At 70.9% G+C, this 19,933-nt stretch carries 17 protein-coding genes; 13 read left to right on the top strand and 4 right to left on the bottom strand.

Going from position 1 to position 19,933, the window contains the following annotated elements:
• Positions 1–50: 50 nt before the first annotated feature.
• The 5 genes from sucB (at position 51) to ACI2LP_RS20120 (ending at position 7,728) form a co-directional block, all read left to right on the top strand.
• Positions 51–1,808, top strand: coding sequence for a 2-oxoglutarate dehydrogenase, E2 component, dihydrolipoamide succinyltransferase (sucB, locus tag ACI2LP_RS20140; protein WP_404725857.1), 1,758 nt, complete (start codon positions 51–53; stop codon positions 1,806–1,808).
• Positions 1,809–2,015: 207 nt separating this feature from the next.
• Positions 2,016–2,639, top strand: a complete 624-nt coding sequence (locus ACI2LP_RS20135) for a GntR family transcriptional regulator (protein WP_404725856.1) — start codon at positions 2,016–2,018, stop codon at positions 2,637–2,639.
• A 481-nt stretch (positions 2,640–3,120) separates the two neighbouring features.
• A complete protein-coding gene (aceE, locus tag ACI2LP_RS20130; RefSeq protein ID WP_404725855.1) occupies positions 3,121–5,796 on the top strand; it encodes a pyruvate dehydrogenase (acetyl-transferring), homodimeric type in 2,676 nt (891 codons plus the stop codon).
• Positions 5,797–5,924: 128 nt separating this feature from the next.
• Positions 5,925–6,743 (top strand): MerR family transcriptional regulator, encoded by an 819-nt coding sequence (locus ACI2LP_RS20125; RefSeq protein ID WP_404725854.1) that lies wholly within the window; start codon positions 5,925–5,927, stop codon positions 6,741–6,743.
• 19 nt (positions 6,744–6,762) lie between these two features.
• Complete coding sequence (locus ACI2LP_RS20120; RefSeq protein ID WP_404725853.1) at positions 6,763–7,728, top strand: helix-turn-helix transcriptional regulator; 966 nt, start codon at positions 6,763–6,765, stop codon at positions 7,726–7,728.
• Positions 7,729–7,847: 119 nt separating this feature from the next.
• Here ACI2LP_RS20120 and ACI2LP_RS20115 read toward each other — a convergent pair whose 3' ends face one another.
• On the bottom strand, positions 7,848–8,777 hold the full coding sequence (locus tag ACI2LP_RS20115; protein WP_404725852.1) for an SDR family oxidoreductase: 930 nt from the start codon (positions 8,775–8,777) through the stop codon (positions 7,848–7,850).
• Between the two features lie 122 nt (positions 8,778–8,899).
• On the opposite strand from ACI2LP_RS20115, the gene ACI2LP_RS20110 reads away from it, so the two are divergent.
• Complete coding sequence (locus tag ACI2LP_RS20110; RefSeq protein ID WP_404726207.1) at positions 8,900–9,421, top strand: DUF4240 domain-containing protein; 522 nt, start codon at positions 8,900–8,902, stop codon at positions 9,419–9,421.
• 43 nt (positions 9,422–9,464) lie between these two features.
• Here the strand turns inward: ACI2LP_RS20110 and ACI2LP_RS20105 are convergent, their stop codons facing one another.
• Positions 9,465–9,971 carry a GNAT family N-acetyltransferase gene (locus tag ACI2LP_RS20105; RefSeq protein WP_404725851.1) on the bottom strand — a complete coding sequence of 169 codons (507 nt, stop codon included), beginning with the start codon at positions 9,969–9,971 and terminating at the stop codon, positions 9,465–9,467.
• A gap of 44 nt (positions 9,972–10,015) precedes the next feature.
• Here ACI2LP_RS20105 and ACI2LP_RS20100 point away from each other — a divergent pair, with 44 nt between their 5' ends.
• Together ACI2LP_RS20100 and ACI2LP_RS20095 are read left to right on the top strand one after the other, a co-directional pair.
• Positions 10,016–10,915: a TIGR01777 family oxidoreductase gene (locus ACI2LP_RS20100; protein WP_404725850.1), complete on the top strand. Its 900-nt coding sequence runs from the start codon at positions 10,016–10,018 to the stop codon at positions 10,913–10,915.
• Between the two features lie 260 nt (positions 10,916–11,175).
• On the top strand, positions 11,176–12,525 hold the full coding sequence (locus ACI2LP_RS20095; RefSeq protein ID WP_404725849.1) for an NAD(P)/FAD-dependent oxidoreductase: 1,350 nt from the start codon (positions 11,176–11,178) through the stop codon (positions 12,523–12,525).
• A gap of 313 nt (positions 12,526–12,838) precedes the next feature.
• On the opposite strand, the gene ACI2LP_RS20090 is transcribed toward ACI2LP_RS20095, so the two are convergent.
• Positions 12,839–14,284, bottom strand: coding sequence for a regulator (locus tag ACI2LP_RS20090; RefSeq protein ID WP_404725848.1), 1,446 nt, complete (start codon positions 14,282–14,284; stop codon positions 12,839–12,841).
• Positions 14,285–14,547: 263 nt separating this feature from the next.
• Between ACI2LP_RS20090 and lipB the strand changes: the two genes are divergently transcribed.
• The 4 genes from lipB to ACI2LP_RS20070 all read left to right on the top strand — a co-directional run bounded on the left by lipB (position 14,548) and on the right by ACI2LP_RS20070 (position 17,692).
• On the top strand, positions 14,548–15,345 hold the full coding sequence (gene lipB, locus ACI2LP_RS20085; protein ID WP_404725847.1) for a lipoyl(octanoyl) transferase LipB: 798 nt from the start codon (positions 14,548–14,550) through the stop codon (positions 15,343–15,345).
• Between the two features lie 102 nt (positions 15,346–15,447).
• Entirely contained in the window at positions 15,448–16,404 is a 957-nt protein-coding gene (gene lipA, locus ACI2LP_RS20080) for a lipoyl synthase (protein WP_404725846.1), read from the top strand.
• A gap of 351 nt (positions 16,405–16,755) precedes the next feature.
• Entirely contained in the window at positions 16,756–16,965 is a 210-nt protein-coding gene (locus ACI2LP_RS20075) for a hypothetical protein (RefSeq protein ID WP_360866545.1), read from the top strand.
• A 19-nt stretch (positions 16,966–16,984) separates the two neighbouring features.
• Complete coding sequence (locus ACI2LP_RS20070) at positions 16,985–17,692, top strand: DUF4191 domain-containing protein (protein ID WP_404725845.1); 708 nt, start codon at positions 16,985–16,987, stop codon at positions 17,690–17,692.
• Between the two features lie 104 nt (positions 17,693–17,796).
• On the opposite strand, the gene ACI2LP_RS20065 is transcribed toward ACI2LP_RS20070, so the two are convergent.
• Positions 17,797–18,264: an RDD family protein gene (locus ACI2LP_RS20065; RefSeq protein ID WP_404725844.1), complete on the bottom strand. Its 468-nt coding sequence runs from the start codon at positions 18,262–18,264 to the stop codon at positions 17,797–17,799.
• Between the two features lie 209 nt (positions 18,265–18,473).
• Here ACI2LP_RS20065 and glnA point away from each other — a divergent pair, with 209 nt between their 5' ends.
• Positions 18,474–19,883, top strand: coding sequence for a type I glutamate--ammonia ligase (gene glnA, locus ACI2LP_RS20060; RefSeq protein ID WP_404725843.1), 1,410 nt, complete (start codon positions 18,474–18,476; stop codon positions 19,881–19,883).
• Positions 19,884–19,933 lie beyond the last annotated feature (50 nt).

The raw sequence follows: 19,933 nt of genomic DNA, 5'->3' as shown, positions 1-19,933 counted from the left end.
GCGCTCCGCGCGAGCTGGGGAGACCCCATCCGTTAGGAGCAACAGAAACCATGTCGGTTTCCGTAACCCTTCCGGCGCTCGGCGAGAGCGTCACCGAGGGCACCGTCACCCGCTGGCTGAAGGCCGAGGGGGAGCGTGTCGAGGCCGACGAGCCGTTGCTCGAGGTCTCGACCGACAAGGTCGACACCGAGATCCCGGCCCCCGCCTCGGGCGTCCTCGCCTCCATCAAGGTCGCTGAGGACGAGACCGTCGAGGTCGGCGCCGAGCTGGCGATCATCGACGACGGCAGCGGCGCCCCGGCCGCGGCCCCGGCTCCGGCCGAGGCCGAGACCGTGGTGGCCGAGGTTCCCGCCGCTTCGGCTCCGGCCGCCGAGACTCCCGCGGCTCCGGCCCCGGCCGCTGCCCCCGCGGGTGGCGCCACCGGCACGGACGTCGTCCTCCCGGCGCTCGGCGAGAGCGTCACCGAGGGCACCGTCACCCGCTGGCTCAAGCAGGTCGGCGACAGCGTCGAGGCCGACGAGCCGCTGCTCGAGGTCTCCACGGACAAGGTCGACACCGAGATCCCGGCGCCCGCCTCCGGCGTGCTGCTCGAGATCACGGTCGGCGAGGACGAGACCGCGGAGGTCGGCGCCAAGCTGGCCGTGATCGGCGCCGCGGGTGCCGCTCCGGCCGCAGCTCCCGCGCCCGCCGCCCCGGCTCCGGCTCCGGCCCAGGCCGCTGCTCCGGCCACTCCGGCGCCGGCTGCCCCTGCGGCCCCGGCGCCCGCCCCGGCCGCGCCCGCTGCTCCGGCTCCGGTGGCTCCCGCCCCCGCTCCGGCTGCCGCTCCGGCCCCCGTCATCCCGGCTCCGGCTGCTCCGGCCGCGCCCGCCGCGGGTGAGGCGAGCGACGCGTACGTGACCCCTCTGGTCCGTAAGCTCGCTGCCGAGAACGGCGTGAACCTGTCCACGGTCAAGGGCACCGGCGTCGGTGGCCGTATCCGCAAGCAGGACGTCATCGCTGCCGCCGAGGCCGCGAAGGCCGCTGCGCAGGCCCCGGCCGCCGCCGCTGCTCCGGCCGCTGCGAAGGCCCCGGCTCTCGAGCTGTCCCCGCTGCGCGGTCAGACCGTGAAGATGACCCGCATGCGCAAGGTCATCGGCGACAACATGATGAAGGCGCTGCACACCCAGGCCCAGCTGACCTCGGTCGTCGAGGTCGACATCACCAAGGTGATGAGGCTGCGCAACCAGGCCAAGGACGCCTTCGCCGCCCGTGAGGGCGTCAAGCTGTCCCCGATGCCGTTCTTCGTCAAGGCCGCTGCCCAGGCGCTGAAGGCCCACCCGGTCATCAACGCCCGGATCAACGAGGACGAGGGCACGATCACCTACTTCGACACGGAGAACATCGGCATCGCCGTGGACTCCGAGAAGGGCCTGATGACCCCGGTCATCAAGGGTGCGGGTGACCTCAACCTGGCCGGTATCTCCAAGAAGACCGCGGAGCTCGCGGGCGCCGTGCGCGCCAGCAAGATCACCCCGGACGACCTGGCGGGTGCGACCTTCACCATCAGCAACACCGGTTCGCGCGGTGCGCTGTTCGACACGATCATCGTGCCGCCGAACCAGGTCGCCATCCTGGGCATCGGTGCCACCGTCAAGCGCCCGGCGGTCATCGAGACCGCCGAGGGCACGGTCATCGGCATCCGCGACATGACGTACGTCGCGCTCTCCTACGACCACCGTCTGGTCGACGGCGCCGACGCGGCCCGCTACCTGACGGCTGTCAAGGCGATCCTGGAGGCGGGCGAGTTCGAGGTCGAGCTCGGCCTGTAAGGCTCACCAGCAGTGCGTGTGGCCCCCGTCCGGTCGTCCGGGCGGGGGCCACACGCGTACGCGAGCCCCTCTCCGGCGCTTTCGGCGGTGGCCCAACAGCCGTGCCGAGCATGCCCAGTAGTGCGTCGAGCCGCCACGCGACCTCAGGGTCGACGAGCGGCGGCAATAATGGCCCCTGTGTCCGCGCTGTCCTCCCCGGGAGCCCTCATGACCCCGCCCATCGTCCACTCGCTGCGCGAACAGATCCGCGAGCACATCGTGGAGGGGATCGTCAGCGGCCGCTGGAAGCCCGGCGAGCGGATCGTCGAGCGGCGGATCGCGACCGAACTGCAGGTCTCCCAGACGCCCGTGCGCGAGGCGCTGCGGGAGCTGGAGAGCCTGCGGCTGATCGAGTCCGCGCCCAACAAGGGCGTACGGGTACGGAATCTGACCGCGGCGGATCTGGAGGAGAGCTACCCCGTACGGGCCGGCCTGGAGCAGATCGCGGCGGAGCTGGCGGCGGGGCGGCTGGCCGAGGACTGCTCCGCGCTGGAGCCGCATGTGGCGGCGCTGTACGCGGCGGACGCGGCCGCGGACTCGGCCGCACAGGTCCGGCACACGGTCGCCTTCCACCGTGAGCTGGTGCGCGCGGCCAGGAACGGGGTGCTGCTGCACACCTGGGAGGGGCTGGGGATCGAGGTGTTCACGGCGTTGTCGATCCGCTGGCTGGGGACGGTGCAGAAGTCGTACGCGGAGGAGCACGAGGCGCTGGTCGAGGCGTTCCGCCGCCGGGACCCGGAAATCGGCGCGCTGGTCAAGGCCCACGTCCTGGGCTGCGCGCCGCGCGCCTGACCGGGGCCCGCCCTTGTCGGGGCTCCGCCCCGAACCCTCCCCCTACGCCCTGCGGGCGTGGGGGGACCCCCACGCCTCAATCGCCGGAGGGGCTTGATATTCCTGGCCGAGCCTGAAGTTCGGGCCGAACAGTCAAGCCCGTCCGGCGATTGAGGACACGCCCGAAGGGCGTCCGGGGTCCAGGGGCGGAGCCCCGAAGCCGGCGCACAGGGGTCCAGGGCGCCCGGCCTCGCAGCCCGCGCCGCGAAGCCGACCCGCGAGGCCTGGGGGCTCACCCCCAGGCAAAAAGCCCCATACGCACCGTTTGAACACGGCACCCTGTGCCCCATTTCGCGGCACTGGATGCCAATTTCCCGCCAAGCTTTGATCGATCATCGATCAGGGACTTACAGTCGACACCGGGTCCACCGACCCGCCGCCCTGTCCTGCCAGACAAGGCACCCCCTATCTCCACCCCCCTCCAGTCCGGAAGGCGGCGACCATGCCCGACCCCGTACGCGTACGCAAGCTTCCGAGCGAGCTCGACCAGCTCCCGGACCGCGACGCCGAGGAAACCGCCGAGTGGGCGGCGTCCCTCGACGCCGTCACCAAGCACGCCGGCACGCACCGCGCCGCGTACCTCATGCGCCGCACCCTCCAGCACGCCGAGGCGGCCGGCGTTCCCGTGCCCCGGCTGCTGGAGACGGACTACGTCAACACCATCCCCACCACCGCCGAGCCCGCCTTCGACGGCGACGAGGCGATGGAGGCCCGTATCACCGCGTGGAACCGCTGGAACGCGGCCGCGATGGTCACCCGTGGCTCCAAGCACAGCGTCGGCGGCCATATCGCCACCTTCGCCTCTGCCGCCTGGCTCTACGAGACCGGCTTCAACCACTTCTTCCGCGGTAAGGAGGGCGACGGCTCCGGCGACCAGCTCTACATCCAGGGCCACGCCTCCCCCGGCATCTACGCCCGCGCCTTCCTCGACGGCCGCCTCACCGAGGCGCACCTCGACAACTTCCGGCAGGAGGCCGGCGGCAACGGGCTCCCGTCCTACCCGCACCCGCGCCGACTGCCCTGGCTGTGGGAGTTCCCCACCGTCTCCATGGGCCTCGGCCCGCTCTCCGCGATCTACCAGGCGCGCTTCAACCGCTACCTGCACAACCGAGGCATCAAGGACACCGCGAACTCGCACGTCTGGGCCTTCCTCGGCGACGGCGAGATGGACGAGCCCGAGTCGACCGCCGCCCTCGCCCTTGCCTCCCGTGAGCGGCTCGACAACCTGACCTTCGTCATCAACTGCAATCTGCAGCGCCTCGACGGCCCGGTGCGCGCCAACTTCAAGATCGTGCAGGAGCTGGAGGCCCAGTTCCGCGGCGCAGGCTGGAATGTCGTCAAATCGCTCTGGGGCTCCGCCTGGGACGAGCTGTTCCAGCTGGACGTCACCGGAGCGCTGGTCCGCCGCCTGCGTGAGGTCCCGGACGCACAGTTCCAGACGTACGCGACCAGGGACGTCGCGTACATCCGCGAGCACTTCTTCGGCGCCGAGCCCGCGCTCGTCGTGCTGTCGAAGCTGCTGAGCGACGCGAAGATCGCCGAGTGCTTCTACACCTCCCGCGGCGGCCACGAGGCCCGCAAGGTGTACGCGGCGTACCGGGCGGCCGTCGAGCACAAGGGCGCGCCGACCGTGATCCTCGCGCAGACGGTCAAGGGCTACACGCTCGGCAAGGGCTTCGAGTCCAAGAACGCCAACCACCAGATGAAGAAGCTGACGATCGACGAGTTCAAGGGCATGCGTGACCTGCTCGGGCTCCCGATCGCGGACAGCGCCTTCGCCGACGGCCAGGTGCCCTACGGCCACCCCGGCGCCGACTCCCCCGAGGTCCGCTACCTCACCGAGCGCCGCGCGGCCCTCGGCGGGCCCGCCCCGGCCCGCCGGGTGCACGCGGTGGCACTGCCCACGCCGGAGGAGCGTGGCTTCAAGGCGCTCGAAAAGGGCTCCGGCAAGCAGGAGATGGCGACCACCATGGCGTTCGTACGCCTGGTGAAGGACCTCATGCGGGACAAGGAGACCGGCCGGCGCTGGGTCCCGATCGTCCCGGACGAGGCCCGCACCTTCGGCATGGAGTCGCTGTTCCCGTCGGCGGGCATCTACTCGCCGCTGGGCCAGACGTACGAGCCGGTCGACCGCGACCAGCTGATGTACTACAAGGAGGCCAAGGACGGCCAGATCCTCAACGAGGGGATCACCGAGGCCGGGGCCATGGCCGACTTCATCGCCGCCTCGACGTCGTACGCGACGCACGGCGAGCCGATGATCCCCTTCTACATCTTCTACTCGATGTTCGGCTGGCAGCGCACCGCCGACCAGATGTGGCAGCTCGCCGACCAGCTCGGCAAGGGCTTCATCGTCGGGGCGACGGCCGGTCGTACGACCCTGACCGGCGAGGGGCTGCAGCACGCGGACGGCCACTCGCACCTGATCGCGTCCACGAACCCGGCGTCGCTCAACTACGACCCGGCGTTCGCGTACGAGATCTCCGTCATCGTCAAGGACGGTCTGCGCAGGATGTACGGCCCCGAGGCCGAGAACGTCTTCTACTACCTGACCGTCTACAACGAGCCGAAGCCGCAGCCCGCCATGCCGGAAGGCGTCGAGGAGGGCATCCTGCGCGGTCTGTACCGCTTCAAGGAGGGCGTCGCCCCTGCCGCCGACTCCCCGCGGCTCCAGCTCCTGGCCTCCGGCACCGCGATCCACTGGGCCCTTGAGGCGCAGGAACTGCTCGGCGCGGACTGGGGGGTTGCGGCCGACGTCTGGTCCGCGACCTCCTGGGGCGAGCTGCGCCGCGACGCGCTGGAGTGCGACGAGGCCCTGCTCCGCGGCGAGCAGCGCACTCCGTACGTCACCCAGGCGCTGGAGGGCGCACCCGGCCCGGTCCTGGCCGTGTCCGACTGGATGCGCCAGGTGCCCGACCAGATCAGCCAGTGGGTCGAGCAGGACTACTCCTCGCTCGGCACGGACGGCTTCGGGCTCTCCGACACCCGCGAGGCGGCCCGTCGCCACTTCGGCGTCGACGCTCAGTCGATCACGGTCGCGGCGCTGGCCCAGCTGGCCCGGCGCGGCGAGGTCCCGGCCTCGGCCGTGAAGGAGGCGCGCGAGCGCTACGGCCTGTAAGGCCCTGTTGTACGAAGTTGTACAAAGTTGCACGAATGGCGAACCCCCGGCGGCCCGACGGCGCCGGGGGTTCGTCGTCGGTGATCCTTGACACTGACACCGTGTGAAGCCGTGCAGTGGGAGGCGTCATGTTCACCATCGGAGACTTCGCCAGGCACGGCCGGGTGTCGGCCCGCATGCTGCGTCACTACGACGCGGTCGGGCTGCTGCGTCCGGACCGCACCGATCCCTCCAGCGGCTACCGCTATTACGCGGCGGGCCAGCTCGCCCAGCTCAACCGCATCATCGCTCTCAAGGATCTCGGCTTCACGCTGCAACAGGTGCAGGAGATCCTGGAGGGAAAGGTGAGCACGGAGGAGCTGCGCGGGATGCTTTCGCTGCGGCGGGCGGAGCTGGAGACGGCGATGACCGAGGCGGCCGCGCGGCTGTCCCAGGTCGAGGCGAGGCTCCGGTCGATCGAGAGCGAGGGTCACATGCCCACCGAAGACGTCATCATCAAGAGCATCCCCGCGGTACGGGTGGCCGAACTGACCGCCACCGCTGCGGGTTACGAGCCCGAGCACATCGGCCCGGTCATCAGTCCGCTGTACGACGAGCTGTTCCGGCGTCTGGAGGCGGCGGGCGTCACCCCGACGGGCCCCGGCATCGCGTACTACGAGGACGCGCCCGAGGGCGACGGCGCGATCCTGGTGCACGCGGGAGTCACGGTCGCGGCCGCACCGCGGCCCGGCCAGGACTTCGAGATCGTCGACCTGCCCGCCGTCGAACGGGCCGCGACCATCGTGCATCGCGGCCCGATGGCCGCGGTCGTACCGACCGCCCAGGCCCTGGCCCGCTGGATCGACGCGGGCGACCACCGCTCGGCCGGGTACGCCAGGGAGGTCACCCTGGAGTGCCCGGCGGACCTCGAGAAGTGGGTGACCGAGCTCCAGGAGCCGCTCGGCTGATCTCCGCCATCATGGGGTCATGCGCGCTGCCCGGCTGATCAAGATGGTTCTGCTCCTCCAGGCAAGGCCCTCGATGACCGGGGCCGAGCTGGCACGTGAGCTCGAGGTGTCGGAGCGAACCGTCACCCGGGACGCCCTCGCGCTGTCGGAGGCCGGCGTCCCGGTCTACGCCGACCGGGGCCGGGCCGGCGGCTACCGGCTGGTCGGCGGGTACCGCACCCGGCTGACCGGCCTCGGCCGCAGTGAGGCCGAGGCCCTGTTCCTGTCCGGGCTCCCGGGCGCACTGCGGGAGATGGGCCTTCACGACGCGGCGTCCGCGGCCCGTCTGAAGGTGTCCGCGGCGCTGGTTCCCTCGCTCAAGGACGCCCCGCAGAGCGCGGCGCAGCGCTTCCATCTCGACGCCCCCGGCTGGTACCAGGAGCCCGAGACACCGCAGTTGCTGCCCGCGGTCGCCGAGGCGGTGTGGGACGACCGCCGCATCAGGACCCGCTACCGGCGTCGGGACGCCGAGGTGGAGCGGGAGTTGGAGCCGTACGGGCTCGTGCTCAAGGCGGGCGTCTGGTACCTGTGCGCCCGCGCGGACGGGACCTTCCGGGTGTACCGCATCGACCGGTTCACGGCGGTGGACGGGAACGGACAACTCTTCGTACGGGACGAGGACTTCGATCTGCCCGGCTTCTGGGCGGAGCGCGCGGCCCAGTTCGCGCGCTCCATCCTCCGCGCCGAGGTGGTGGTCCGGGTCACCGAGGAGGGCGCGCGGCGACTGCCGTACGTCACGGACCGCGTGGCGGCCCGTGAGGCGCTGGCGGCCGCGGAAGAGCCGGACGTGCAGGGCCGGGTGACGCTCAGGCTGCCGGTGGAGTCCCATGAGGTGGCGTACGGGCAGCTGTTCGCGCTGGGCCCTCATCTCGAGGTGCTCGAGCCACCGGAGCTGCGTGCGCTGTTCGCCGAGTCGGCGCAGCGGGCGGCCCAGCTCTACCGGTAGCCGGCGCCGGGACAGTCGACGCTCCCGGCAGCCGGCGCTCCCGGCGGCCGGCACTTCCGGTAGCCGGCGCTCTCCGCAGTGGGCGCCACCGGCAGTCGGGGCCATCGGCCCGGCGGGCCCTACCGGTAGTCCTCCAGGGACGGATCCGCGCCCGCCGCCTCCTCCGCCATGAAACCCCAGACGTCCGGCCGGCTCCCGTCCGTGTCCGTGAAGCCGTATACCTTCGCCAGCTGCCCGCTGTGCAGCGACCGTCCGTTCCAGCGCGCCCGATCCGGGTCCGCGGCGAGCGCCGCCACCCCCCGGCCGACATAGACCGGCGACTCGGAGAGCGCCCAGTGCCGCTGCTTGTCGATCCCGTCGCGCCAGGTCTCCTCGGTGAGGCCGAAGATGTCGAGCATCTCCTCGGAGCGGATGAACCCGGGCGTGACCGCCACCGCCGTGCCGCCCACACTCTTCAGTTCCTCACCCAGGATGAAGGCCATCCGGATCGGGGCGTTCTTGGCCAGGTCGTAATAGAAGTTCTCGCGGAAGTCCTTGTTGGACTCGGCCGTGCCGTCCGTGACCTCGACGACCAGCCCGCCCGGCCTGCGCACCAGCAGGGGAAGGGCGATGCTGCTGGTGATGATGTGGCTTCTCGCGCCGAGGTCGATCATCCGCAGCCCGCGGTCCAGCTCGATGTCCCACATCTTGGTGTTGAAGTCGAGCAGATGGTTGCCGCCCCAAATGTCGTTCACCAGGATGTCGAGCCGGCCATGGTCCCGGTCGATCCGCTCGACCAGCGCGCGCACCCGGTCCGGCTCCAGATGGTCCGTCGGTACCGCGACGGCCTCGCCGCCCGCCGCCGCGACCAGCTCGGCCGTCTCCTCGATGGTTTCCGTCGCCCGGCCGACCTCGCTGATCCGCTCGCGGGTAGTGCGTCCGGTCACATATACGGTCGCGCCGGCGGCCCCGAGCGCCAGGGCGATGGCGCGGCCCGCGCCCCGAGTGGCCCCGGCGACCAGCGCGACTTGCCCGGTCAGAGGCGTATGCGTGGGTGTCTGCGTCGTCATGCGCCGACCGTCGCACGGATACCCGACATCTCCTGTCCGCCATTCGTCAGACTGTCGAAAGAGTCAGCATTTCGGCGGCTCCACGTGCGCCGCCCCTCGCCAACCACGATGCTTGTCCCGTGATGGACGAGACGGAGTTCTGGGAGATCGTCGACAGCACCCGCGAGGCGGCCGAGGGTGACCCCGAGGACCATGCCGACCTGCTGGTCGAACGGCTGCTACAGCTCGACCCCGACTCCGTGCTGGACTTCGCCCGGCACTTCGAGGCCCGCTACAACCGCGCGTACACCTGGGATCTGTGGGGCGCGGCAGCCGTGCTGCTCGGTGGCGCCAGCGACGACGCGTTCGACTACTTCCGCTGCTGGCTGATCGGGCAGGGCCGGGAGATCTTCGAGGGCGGGGTGCACGAGCCTGATTCGCTCGCCGAGCTGCTGGAGGAGTTCGACGAGGACATCGACGGGGACGGTGAGGAGCTGGGGTACGCGGCGGACGAGGCGTACGAACAGCTCACCGGGGTCGTCGCGCCGGACCTGGGGATCCCGCCGCAGCCGGCCGAGCCGATCGGCACGCCGTTCGACTTTGACGACGACGCGGCGCTGGCGCAGCGCTTCCCCAAACTCTGGGAGCGCTTCGGCACGGTGTGAGCCAAGCCGACCGGCGTGATCCGAGCGCTCCGGGCCGATCCGTTCAGCCGGTGAGACTGCCCAGACCGCGGCCCATCATGACGTCGTCCACGTACTGTCCGTCCAGGCAGAACTCCCCCGGCAGCACGCCCTCGACCGCGAAGCCCTCCGACTCGTACAGCGCACGCGCGGGCTTGTTGTGCCCGAGCACCCGCAGCGTCATCCGTACCGCGCCCTGCCGCCGCGCCTCGTCGCACGCCGCCCGCAGCAGCGCCCGGCCGGTGCCCCGCCCGCGCGCCGGGCCGGCCACCGCGAGGCCCTGGATCTGACGCACATGCTGGTTGCAGGCGAGCGGTGTTGGCGGGATCAGCCGGATGTATCCGACGACCGTGCCGTCGGCGTCCTCGGCGACCAGGAAGTGCTCGGGCCGGTGGTTCGAGTCGAAGAAGGGGTCGTACGGAGGCTTCGGCCGCGGCTGTACGGAGTGCAGCGGCGACCAGGTGTCCCGGTCGAGCTCGCCGAGGGCTGCCTCGTCGGTACGGAGTGCGGGGCGTATGTGCGACTCGGACATGGCGCCACTGTGCCATGCGCCGACGTCCGGGCAGGATGGGGGCCATGCAGCCAACTCGTATTGCCGTCACCGGTTCCACGGGACTCATCGGCTCGGCGCTCGTGCGCTCGTTGCGCTCGGACGGGCACGAGGTGGTGCGCCTGGTGCGCCGCCCCGCACAGGCCGGGGACGAGGTGGAGTGGGACCCACAGCGGCAGTACGTCGACGTGGGCGGCCTGGTGGGCTGCGAGGCCGTGGTGCATCTCGCCGGGGCGGGGATCGGCGCGCGCCGCTGGAACGACGCGTACCGCAAGGAGGTCCGGGACAGCCGGGTGCTGGGCACAGCGGCGATCGCGGAGGCCGTCGCCTCCCTGGACACACCGCCCCGGGTGTTGGTCAGCGGAAGCGCGGTCGGCTACTACGGCGACACCGGGGACCGCGAGGTGGACGAGAGCGCGCCGCCCGGCGACGGGTTTCTGCCAAAGTTGACCGTCGACTGGGAGGAGGCGGCGGCCCCGGCCGAGGAGGCGGGCATCCGTACGGCCTTCGCCCGCACCGGACTCGTGGTGGCCCGCAAGGGCGGGGCATGGGGCCGGATGTTCCCGATCTTCAAGGCGGGCCTCGGCGGTCGGCTCGGCAGCGGCCGGCAGTACTGGAGCTTCATCTCGTTGCACGACGAGGTGGCGGCCCTGCGCCACATCCTGGACACCGAGTCGCTGTCGGGGCCGGTGAATCTGACGGCCCCGTACCCGGTGACCAACCGCGAGGTCACGGAGGCGATGGGCCGTGCGCTGCACCGTCCCGTGGTGTTCGCGGTGCCGGCCCCGGCGCTGCGGATCGCACTCGGCGAGCTGGCGGGGGATGTGCTGAGCAGCCAGCGGGCGCTGCCGACGAGGCTGCTGGAGTCCGGGTTCTCGTTCGCGTTCCCGCGCATCGACGAGGCGATCGGCGCGGCGCTGCGATAGCGGTGCCTGCGTACTCGGGTGCCGGACGGGCTTGATGTCCGGCCGGTCCCCGTCCGGCCCGTCCGGCCCGTCCGGCACTTCAGGGTCCGGGGGGCGGAGCCGGGGCAAGCCGACGTGCGCCCCCGCGCACCGGTGCCCCACCGCATGCGCGAGTCCCGGTTCGGCCACCGCTGCCTAGTCTCGGTCCGAACTCGGGTATTCCTCGGGCCTGTCGGGGGCATGAGCCTCCCACCAGCCGCGCCGACCTCGGGGAGGGGCACGTGCTCAGCAGCACCGCTCATGATGCGGACGTCATCATTGTCGGGGCCGGAATCGCCGGTCTCGCAGCAGCTCACCAACTGACCTGCGCAGGCGTCTCGGTCAGTGTTCTGGAGGCCGGCCCTGAGGTGGGCGGGCGGATGGCCACCGAGTACTTCGACGGCTTCCGGCTCGACCGCATCGGCCAGTTGCTCAACACCTCGTATCCCGAGCTGCGCCGCACGGGCGGGCTCGGGGACGTGGTCCTGCGGCCCTTCTCGCCCGGTGTGCTCGTGCACAGCGGGGGCCGGCTCCAGCGGACCGGTGAAGTGGTCCGGCGGGCCGGTGAACCAGGGAGCGCGCGGTGGGGGTCCCCCGGCGCCCTCCGGAGCGTAGGGGGAGCATTCACCGTAGCGCGCGCCCTCGCGAGCGCCCCCCGGCCGCTCGACCAGGCCCGGCTCGGCGCATCCCTCGCCCGTATCGCCGCCACCCCGGTGGAGCGCCTGCTGGCCCGCCCCGAGCGGTCCACGGGAGACTCGCTCGGCGCCCGCGGGCTGCCGGCCCGTACGGTGCACGGCTTCCTGCGCCCGCTGCTCTCCTCGCTGTTGTGCGATCCGGCGCTGACCACGTCCAGCCGATGCGCGGACCTGGCCCTGCGCGGCTTCGCCCGCGGCCGGATGTGCGTACCGGAGGGCGGCGCCGCGGCCCTGCCCCGGCAGCTGGCGGCCGCGCTGCCGCCGGGCACCGTACACACGGGGATTCGCGTCAAGGACGCCTCGATCAGCCGCGTGGCGACCGAGGAGTACGGCGAACTCCGCTGCCGGGCCCTCGTACTGGCCACCGGGGCCCGCGCGGCCGCCGAGCTGCTGCCCGGCCTGCGCGTACCGCCCTTCCACCCCGTCACGGTGCTGCACCACACCGCGCCCGAGGCCCCGCTCACCGACCCGGCCCTGGTGCTGGACGCGGACCACAGCGGGCCCGTCGCGCACACGGCAGTCATGAGCGAGGTCGACCCCTCGCGCGCGCCGCAGGGCCGGGTGCTGATCTCCTCGACGGTGCTCGGGACTCCGCCGCAGTATCTGGACCGGACGGTCCGCGCGCAGCTGGCCAGGCTGTACGGCACCCCGACCGACGACTGGGAGCTGCTCGCGGTCCACCACGACCCGGAGGCGGTCCCCGCGATGCCCCCGCCGCACGACGTGCGCCGCCCGGTGCGGCTGCTGTCCGGCCTGTACGTGTGCGGGGACCACCGCGACACGAGCACGGTCCAGGGCGCACTGCTCTCGGGCCGCAGGGCGGCGAATGCGATCCTGCGCGACTTCGGCGTCCAGACGGGGCCCGCGGGGTCGGCCGCGCTGTCGGCGGCGGCGTAACTGCTGGGGCTCCGCCCCAGCCCCCGCGCCTCAATCGCCGACGGAAATCAAGCCCGTCCGGCGATTGAGGACAACGCCCGAAGGGCGTACTGGGGGTCTCCCACGCCCGCAGGGCATAGGGGGCGGGTCTGGGGCGAAGCCCCAGTTACGGGATGGGGTACTTCTGGCTGCGCCGGGGGCACCCCCACCCAGGCGAAGCTCTGGGGGAGGGCGGGCAGGCGAACAAGCCCCGCCGCGCCTCTGAGGCGCCGAAGTCCGCGGGCCCGGGCGTCCGGGACTGCGGCCCAGGGATCCGGGGGCGCCCCCCCGGGGTTCAGCCCAGCGCAGCGACCCGGTCGCGATAGTTCCGCACCGCCGCCGCATCCCGATACGGCTCCAACCGCCGCTCGAATTCCCGTACATACTCCATCGCCCGCGCCGACCGCATCTCCGACGCCTGCAACGCCGCCTCCGCCCCCAGCGCGCACGCCTGGTCCAACTCCCCCAGGCCGAGCCGGGCGGAGGCCAGTACCACCCGGCAGAAGAGCCGGCTGCGCGCGAACGCCGGCGCGCGCAGCTGGAGCGAGCGCTCCGCGTGCTGCACGGCCGACCGGTACTGCTGCAGATCCCGGTGGCAGTGCCCGAACTCGTCCGCGAGCTGCGCCTCGTCGAAGAAGCGCGCCCAGTGCGGCACTTCGTCCCCCGGCCGTGCCGTCTCCAGCGCCCGCTCGGCCCTCACCAGCGCGGCGGTGCACGCGCGCACATCGGCCAGCACACCGTGACCGCGCGCCTCGACCGCGTGCAGCAACGCCTGCACCAGCGGCGGCGCCGACGAGCCGACCCCCTGCTGCGCGACGCGGGTCAGCTGCACCGCCTCCCGCCCGTGCCCGAGATAGACCGCCTGCCGGCTCATGGTCACCAGCACATAGGAGCCGTACGCCCGGTCTCCGGCGGCCTGCGCGAGCCGCAGCGCCTGGACGAAATAGCGCTGGGCAAGCCCGTGGGCCGCGATGTCGTACGAGGTCCAGCCGGCCAGCCGGGTCAGATCGGCGGTCGCGGCGAACAGCCGCCGCCCGGTGGCCTCTCCGTAGGTGCCGCGCAGCATCGGCTCGGCCTCGTGCTCCAGGTAGCGGACCAGCGCCTGCCGGGCGTGCCCACCGCCGTATGCGTGGTCGAGGCTGCGGAACAGCTCGCCGACGGAGCGCAGCGCCGCGATGTCACCGGTGGAGACCTTCTGCCCGGGCCCCCGGTCGGTGCCGCGCTGCCGGGGGACGGTGGGCCGGCCCTGCACCGGGAGGCGGGTCGTCCCGTTCATCCCGGTGTCACCCCGGCTCACCCGCTCGTCGGGCCGACCGATCAGCCAGTCCCGGCTCGGTACGACCAGACCGGCCGGGGTGAAGGCGATCTTGCGGAGTTCCGCGTGGCTGCCGGAATCCTTGCGCCACAGCCCGCTGACGATGTCCACGGCCTCCTCGGGCGTGGCGGCGAACTCCAGACCCGCATAGACGGGCGCGCAGGCGTCCAGACCCAGGTCCTGCGCCGACAGCCGACGGCCGAGCCGGCGGGTGAAGACCTCGGCGATCAGCGCGGGAGTGGTGCCGCGCGGCTGCTGGCCGCGCAGCCAGCGGGTCACGGACGTCTTGTCGTAGCGCAGATCCAGGCCATGCTCGAGGCCGAGCTGGTCCACTCGGCGCGCAAGTCCTGCGTTGGAGAATCCGGCTTCTGCGATGAGCGCGGCAAGCTGGCGGTTCGGGATGCGCTGAGGGGGTCGGTCCGTCATCAGCTGTGCGGTCTCCTGCCTTCCGGGCGGCCGGAAGCAGCCCTCATGGAACGGCGCGAACTTAGCCGCCCCGCCCGCCCCGACCGGCAGCTTCGCCCCACATTCATCCGATCGTGTGAGGATTGGGGACAACGCTGACGGGTCGCCCTTTCCCTCGTGGCCCTCCGGGCACGGGAGGTACCGCCAGACCCACCTCACGGGAGCCGCCGTACAGTGGCTTGGGCGTGATGAGTGCAGGGTGAAGGTTCTAGGGAGGCACAGCCGTGAGTGAGCTGCGGTTCGTCCGACTGGGGTTCGGCGAGGAAGCCGTCGAGTACCAGGAGGCGTGGCAGAAGCAGCGCGCGGTCCACGCCGCCCGCTTCGCCGACGAGATCGAGGACACCTGCCTGCTCCTCGAGCACCCGCCGGTGTATACGGCCGGGCGGCGCACCGCCGACAGCGAGCGCCCGCTGGACGGCACCCCCGTCATCGACGTGGACCGCGGCGGCAAGATCACCTGGCACGGCCCCGGCCAGCTGGTGGGCTATCCGATCCTCAAGCTCCCGCGGCCGGTGGATGTCGTCGCGCACGTCCGACGGCTGGAGGACGCGCTGATCCTCACCTGTGCGGAGTTCGGCGTGCGGACCAGCCGGGTCGAGGGCCGCAGCGGCGTGTGGGTGCTCGGCGATCCGGTGGAGCAACGTCCGGCGATCGGCGGTCTCTCGCTCGACTTCGACCCGCGGCTGCAGGACGAGGAGTTCGACCCGCGGCTGAACGGCCCGGAGTACGCCCCCTCCAACGCCGGCCAGCGGCGCGAGGACCGCAAGCTGGCGGCGATCGGCATCCGTATCGCCAAGGGCGTCTCGATGCATGGCTTCGCGCTCAATGTGAACCCGGACAACACCTGGTTCGACCGGATCGTGCCGTGCGGGATCCGGGACGCGGGCGTGGCGTCGCTGGCGAACGAGCTGGGCCGTGAGATCACGATCGCCGAGGTGCTGCCCGTACTGGAGAAGCATCTGCGGGAAGTGCTGGAGCAAGCGGTGCTGAAGCCGCGTGAGGTGGAGAAGGCGACCGCCTAGGGAATGCGTCTCTCTGGCCATGGGTTGGCCAGACGTAATGGCGCACTTTTAACGGGCGTACCCTGGTGTTCGCCGAAGAATCGAAGCTGTAGGGAGCCGGTCGTGTCCGCAGTCGCACCCGACGGACGCAAGATGCTGCGCCTGGAGGTCCGCAACAGCCAGACCCCCATCGAGCGCAAGCCCGAGTGGATCAAGACCCGGGCGAAGATGGGCCCCGAGTACAACCAGCTGCAGAAGCTCGTCAAGAGCGAGGGCCTGCACACGGTCTGCCAGGAGGCGGGCTGTCCGAATATCTTCGAGTGCTGGGAAGACCGCGAGGCCACGTTCCTCATCGGCGGCGACCAGTGCACGCGGCGCTGTGACTTCTGCCAGATCGACACCGGCAAGCCGCAGGCGCTGGACCGTGACGAGCCGCGCCGCGTGGGCGAGTCGGTCGTCACGATGGACCTGAACTACGCCACCATCACCGGCGTCGCGCGCGACGACCTGGAGGACGGCGGCGCCTGGCTGTACGCGGAAACCGTGCGCCAGATCCACTCGATGACGTCGGAGCGCGAGGCGGGCCGCACCAAGGTCGAGCTCCTCATCCCCGACTTCAACGCGGTGCCCGAGCAGCTGGCCGAGGTCTTCTCCTCGCGCCCCGAGGTGCTTGCGCACAACGTCGAGACCGTGCCGCGGATCTTCAAGCGGATCCGTCCCGGCTTCCGTTACGAGCGTTCCCTCGAGGTCATCACGCGCGCCCGTGAGGCGGGGCTGATCACCAAGTCGAACCTCATCCTCGGCATGGGCGAGGAGCGCGAGGAGGTCAGCGAGGCGCTGCAGCATCTGCATGACGCGGGCTGCGAGCTGATCACGATCACCCAGTATCTGCGTCCCTCCGTGCGCCACCACCCCGTCGAGCGCTGGGTGAAGCCGCATGAGTTCGTGGAGCTTCAGGAGGAGGCCGAGGAGATCGGCTTCTCCGGTGTGATGTCGGGTCCGCTGGTGCGTTCCTCGTACCGCGCGGGCCGGCTGTATCAGCAGGCGATGGAGCGGCGGGGCGCGACAGTCGCCCCCTAAGTCCTGTCCGGCACGTCGTGTCCGGCCGACCTCGCAGAGCGTGTGAATTCAGGCACAAGAAACTACCGCCGAGTAATGGCGCATTGGACGCGGTTCGCACCCTCCCCGCAGGTCGGGGCGGCGTACGGGCCGCGTCAGCGTTCCTACAGTCTGCGTAAAGGTTTCATCGGTGTTTGACCGCTCGGTCACGCCCTGGTAACACCAATCAGTAACCCTGACTGTACGCACAGCACGCACCACCCCCCGTGGAGCTCCGCACCGCTCCCCGCAACGGACAGGGCAACCCCGCACCGCAAGCCCCGCACCGCACCCGCTCACCGTCGTCACCCACCCCGAGGGGGGACCTCAACCATGCAGGCCGTACCGGTTCGACCCGTACGCGCAACCGCCATCCCGTCCGTCACCGACGCTCTGCGCGCCATGGAGTCGCTGCTTCTGGGCAGCGGGCAGCGCACAGCCCGCAGGAACGCTTGGACCTCAGTCCTGGAAGACCGGCGCCGGGCCAAGGACCGGGTCGAGGCGCAGCATGTACTGGAGGCCGTGGCTGGTCGCACTTCCTAGGCCACGTAAACTTCCACACATGGCGAGGAAGGCAAACTCAGACAGCGCTGACGCTGCTGCGAACCCCGGGCGACTGAAGCAGATCGCCCTGACGTACAAGATGACCCGTAAGGCCGACTCGAAGGTCGGTCTTGTCGTCGCGGCTGTGGGAATCGTCACCTTCGGTGTCTTCCTCACGATCGGCTTCTTGATCGACCACCCTGTTTATCTGGGCATCCTCGGTTTCCTGCTGGCCTTCCTCGCGATGGCGATCGTCTTCGGACGTCGCGCCGAGCGGGCGGCCTTCGGGCAGATGGAGGGCCAGCCGGGTGCGGCGGCGGCCGTACTGCAGAACGTGGGCCGCGGCTGGACCACGACCCCGGCGGTCGCGATGAACCGCAGCCAGGACGTGGTGCACCGGGCGGTCGGCAAGGCCGGCATCGTGCTGGTGGCCGAGGGCAACCCGAACCGGCTCAAGTCACTGCTGGCGGCCGAGAAGAAGAAGATGGCCCGCATCGTGGTGGACGTGCCGGTGCACGACATCATCGTCGGCGACGGCGACGGTCAGGTGCCGCTGAAGAGGGTGCGCACGACGATGCTGAAGCTGCCTCGGGTGCTCACCGGACCGCAGGTCACGGCGGCGAACGACCGTCTGCGGGCGATGGGCGACCTGATGAGCAATATGCCGCTGCCGAAGGGTCCGATGCCGAAGGGCACGCGGATGCCGCGCGGCGGAAAGATGCGCTGACGTTCCACGATGTGAGCAGGGGCGCCCCGGAGTGATCCGGGGCGCCCCTGTTTCGTCTTCTCGCCTTCGTACGGCTTCTCGTCTTCTCGCCTTCGTACGGCTTGCTAGATCCGCACCTGTACGGCGCGGGCGAGGCGGTCGTGCAGCCCGCGCCCGTCGCGGTCCCAGATGAGGGCCGGGATCGCGAGGGTGAGCAGCAGGCTGCGAAGGGCAACCCGGAAGACACCGAGCCTTCCGCCGTCCTCGGCGACGACGCGCAGCCCGAGGATGCGCTTACCGGGCGTGAAGCCCACGGTCCCGACGGTGAGCACGCTCAGTACGAGAAAGATGCCGAGCGCCCAGTTCCCCGCGGCCTTCCCGTCACCATTCGCAAACAGTCCGTATGCGATCAGGAGGCAGAGCCCCCAGTCGATGAAAACGGCCCCGAAGCGCCGCCCGAGCGGGGCGATGGAGCCCGGTCCCGCCTGCGGCAGGCCCAGCCGCTCACCCCGGTGACCGAAGTCGGCACCCATGTCCTCGGCGGCCGCGCGCGGCCCGGAGAGCCACGATCCGATTACTTGCCTGTTGTCCACCCGTCCACGGTACTGGCCCCGCTTTGGATCACTTCGGGCCGGGTCCTTGACACAGCCCTGATCCCGGCTCCGGTTAACTTGGGCGAAACAAATGGGTCATGCTTGAGAAATCCGGCGTGCCTAAGGTCGGGTCCAGCGTGTGCCACCGCACTGGCCGCACGACGAGCAACCACCCCGCCCGTCCCCGGGTCGGGAGTAGGAGGAGTTGGATGTTCCAGAACGCCGACGACGCCAAGAAGTTCATCGCCGACAACGACGTGAAGATGGTCGACGTCCGGTTCTGCGACCTTCCCGGCGTGATGCAGCACTTCACGATCCCGGCGACGGCGTTCGACCCGTCCGACGAGCTGGCCTTCGACGGCTCGTCGATCCGGGGCTTCCAGGCGATCCACGAGTCGGACATGGCGCTGCGCGCGGACCTGTCGACGGCGCGGCTCGACCCGTTCCGCAAGGACAAGACGCTCAACATCAACTTCTTCATCCACGACCCGATCACGGGCGAGCAGTACAGCCGTGACCCGCGGAACATCGCGAAGAAGGCGGAGGCGTACCTGGCCTCCACCGGCATCGCGGACACCGCGTACTTCGGCCCCGAGGCCGAGTTCTACGTCTTCGACTCCGTGCGCTTCAACACCACGTCGAACGAGGGCTTCTACCACATCGACTCCGAGGCCGGCGCCTGGAACACCGGTGCGCTCGAGGACAACCGCGGCTACAAGGTCCGCTACAAGGGCGGCTACTTCCCGGCCCCGCCGGTCGACCACTTCGCCGACCTGCGCGCCGAGATCTCCCTGGAGCTGGAGGCGTCCGGCATCCAGGTCGAGCGCCAGCACCACGAGGTGGGCACCGCCGGCCAGGCCGAGATCAACTACAAGTTCAACACCCTGCTGGCCGCGGCCGACGACCTGATGCTCTTCAAGTACATCGTGAAGAACGTCGCCTGGCGCAACGGCAAGACCGCGACCTTCATGCCGAAGCCGATCTTCGGCGACAACGGCTCGGGCATGCACGTCCACCAGTCCCTGTGGCAGGGCGGCTCCCCGCTCTTCTACGACGAGCAGGGCTACGCGGGCCTCTCCGACATCGCCCGCTACTACATCGGCGGCATCCTGAAGCACGCCCCGTCGCTGCTGGCGTTCACCAACCCGACGGTGAACTCGTACCACCGCCTGGTCCCCGGCTTCGAGGCCCCGGTCAACCTGGTCTACTCGCAGCGCAACCGCTCCGCGGCGATGCGTATCCCGATCACGGGCTCGAACCCGAAGGCGAAGCGCGTCGAGTTCCGCGCCCCGGACCCGTCCTCGAACCCGTACCTGGCCTTCTCGGCGCTGCTGCTCGCGGGCCTCGACGGCGTGAAGAACAAGATCGAGCCGGCGGAGCCGATCGACAAGGACCTCTACGAGCTGGCCCCGGACGAGCACGCGAGCGTCCCGCAGGTCCCGACCTCGCTCCCGGCGGTGCTGGAGGCGCTGGAGGCGGACAACGAGTACCTGCAGGTGGGCGGGGTATTCACGTCGGACCTGATCGAGACGTGGATCGACTACAAGCGGACGAGCGAAATCGCGCCGATCCAGCTGCGGCCGCACCCGCACGAGTTCGAGCTGTACTTCGACATCTAGGAAGACCCCAGGTCGGAGCGGGTTTCCGCCCGCCTGGGCCGTCTGTGGGC

This window comes from Streptomyces sp. NPDC019890, assembly GCF_044903445.1.
Lineage (GTDB): Bacteria > Actinomycetota > Actinomycetes > Streptomycetales > Streptomycetaceae > Streptomyces.
This window is presented reverse-complemented; position numbering and strand designations above follow the sequence as displayed.

Bases quoted from the DNA above. Each gene is read 5' to 3' on its own strand.
- ACI2LP_RS20075 (WP_360866545.1), top strand. From the start codon at position 16,756: ATGCAGGCCGTACCGGTTCGACCCGTACGCGCAACCGCCATCCCGTCC.
- aceE (WP_404725855.1), top strand. From the start codon at position 3,121: ATGCCCGACCCCGTACGCGTACGCAAGCTTCCGAGCGAGCTCGACCAG.
- ACI2LP_RS20135 (WP_404725856.1), top strand. From the start codon at position 2,016: ATGACCCCGCCCATCGTCCACTCGCTGCGCGAACAGATCCGCGAGCAC.
- glnA (WP_404725843.1), top strand. From the start codon at position 18,474: ATGTTCCAGAACGCCGACGACGCCAAGAAGTTCATCGCCGACAACGAC.
- ACI2LP_RS20110 (WP_404726207.1), top strand. From the start codon at position 8,900: ATGGACGAGACGGAGTTCTGGGAGATCGTCGACAGCACCCGCGAGGCG.
- ACI2LP_RS20105 (WP_404725851.1), bottom strand. From the start codon at position 9,971: ATGTCCGAGTCGCACATACGCCCCGCACTCCGTACCGACGAGGCAGCC.
- ACI2LP_RS20100 (WP_404725850.1), top strand. From the start codon at position 10,016: ATGCAGCCAACTCGTATTGCCGTCACCGGTTCCACGGGACTCATCGGC.
- ACI2LP_RS20090 (WP_404725848.1), bottom strand. From the start codon at position 14,284: ATGACGGACCGACCCCCTCAGCGCATCCCGAACCGCCAGCTTGCCGCG.
- ACI2LP_RS20125 (WP_404725854.1), top strand. From the start codon at position 5,925: ATGTTCACCATCGGAGACTTCGCCAGGCACGGCCGGGTGTCGGCCCGC.
- sucB (WP_404725857.1), top strand. From the start codon at position 51: ATGTCGGTTTCCGTAACCCTTCCGGCGCTCGGCGAGAGCGTCACCGAG.
- ACI2LP_RS20115 (WP_404725852.1), bottom strand. From the start codon at position 8,777: ATGACGACGCAGACACCCACGCATACGCCTCTGACCGGGCAAGTCGCG.
- ACI2LP_RS20120 (WP_404725853.1), top strand. From the start codon at position 6,763: ATGCGCGCTGCCCGGCTGATCAAGATGGTTCTGCTCCTCCAGGCAAGG.
- ACI2LP_RS20070 (WP_404725845.1), top strand. From the start codon at position 16,985: ATGGCGAGGAAGGCAAACTCAGACAGCGCTGACGCTGCTGCGAACCCC.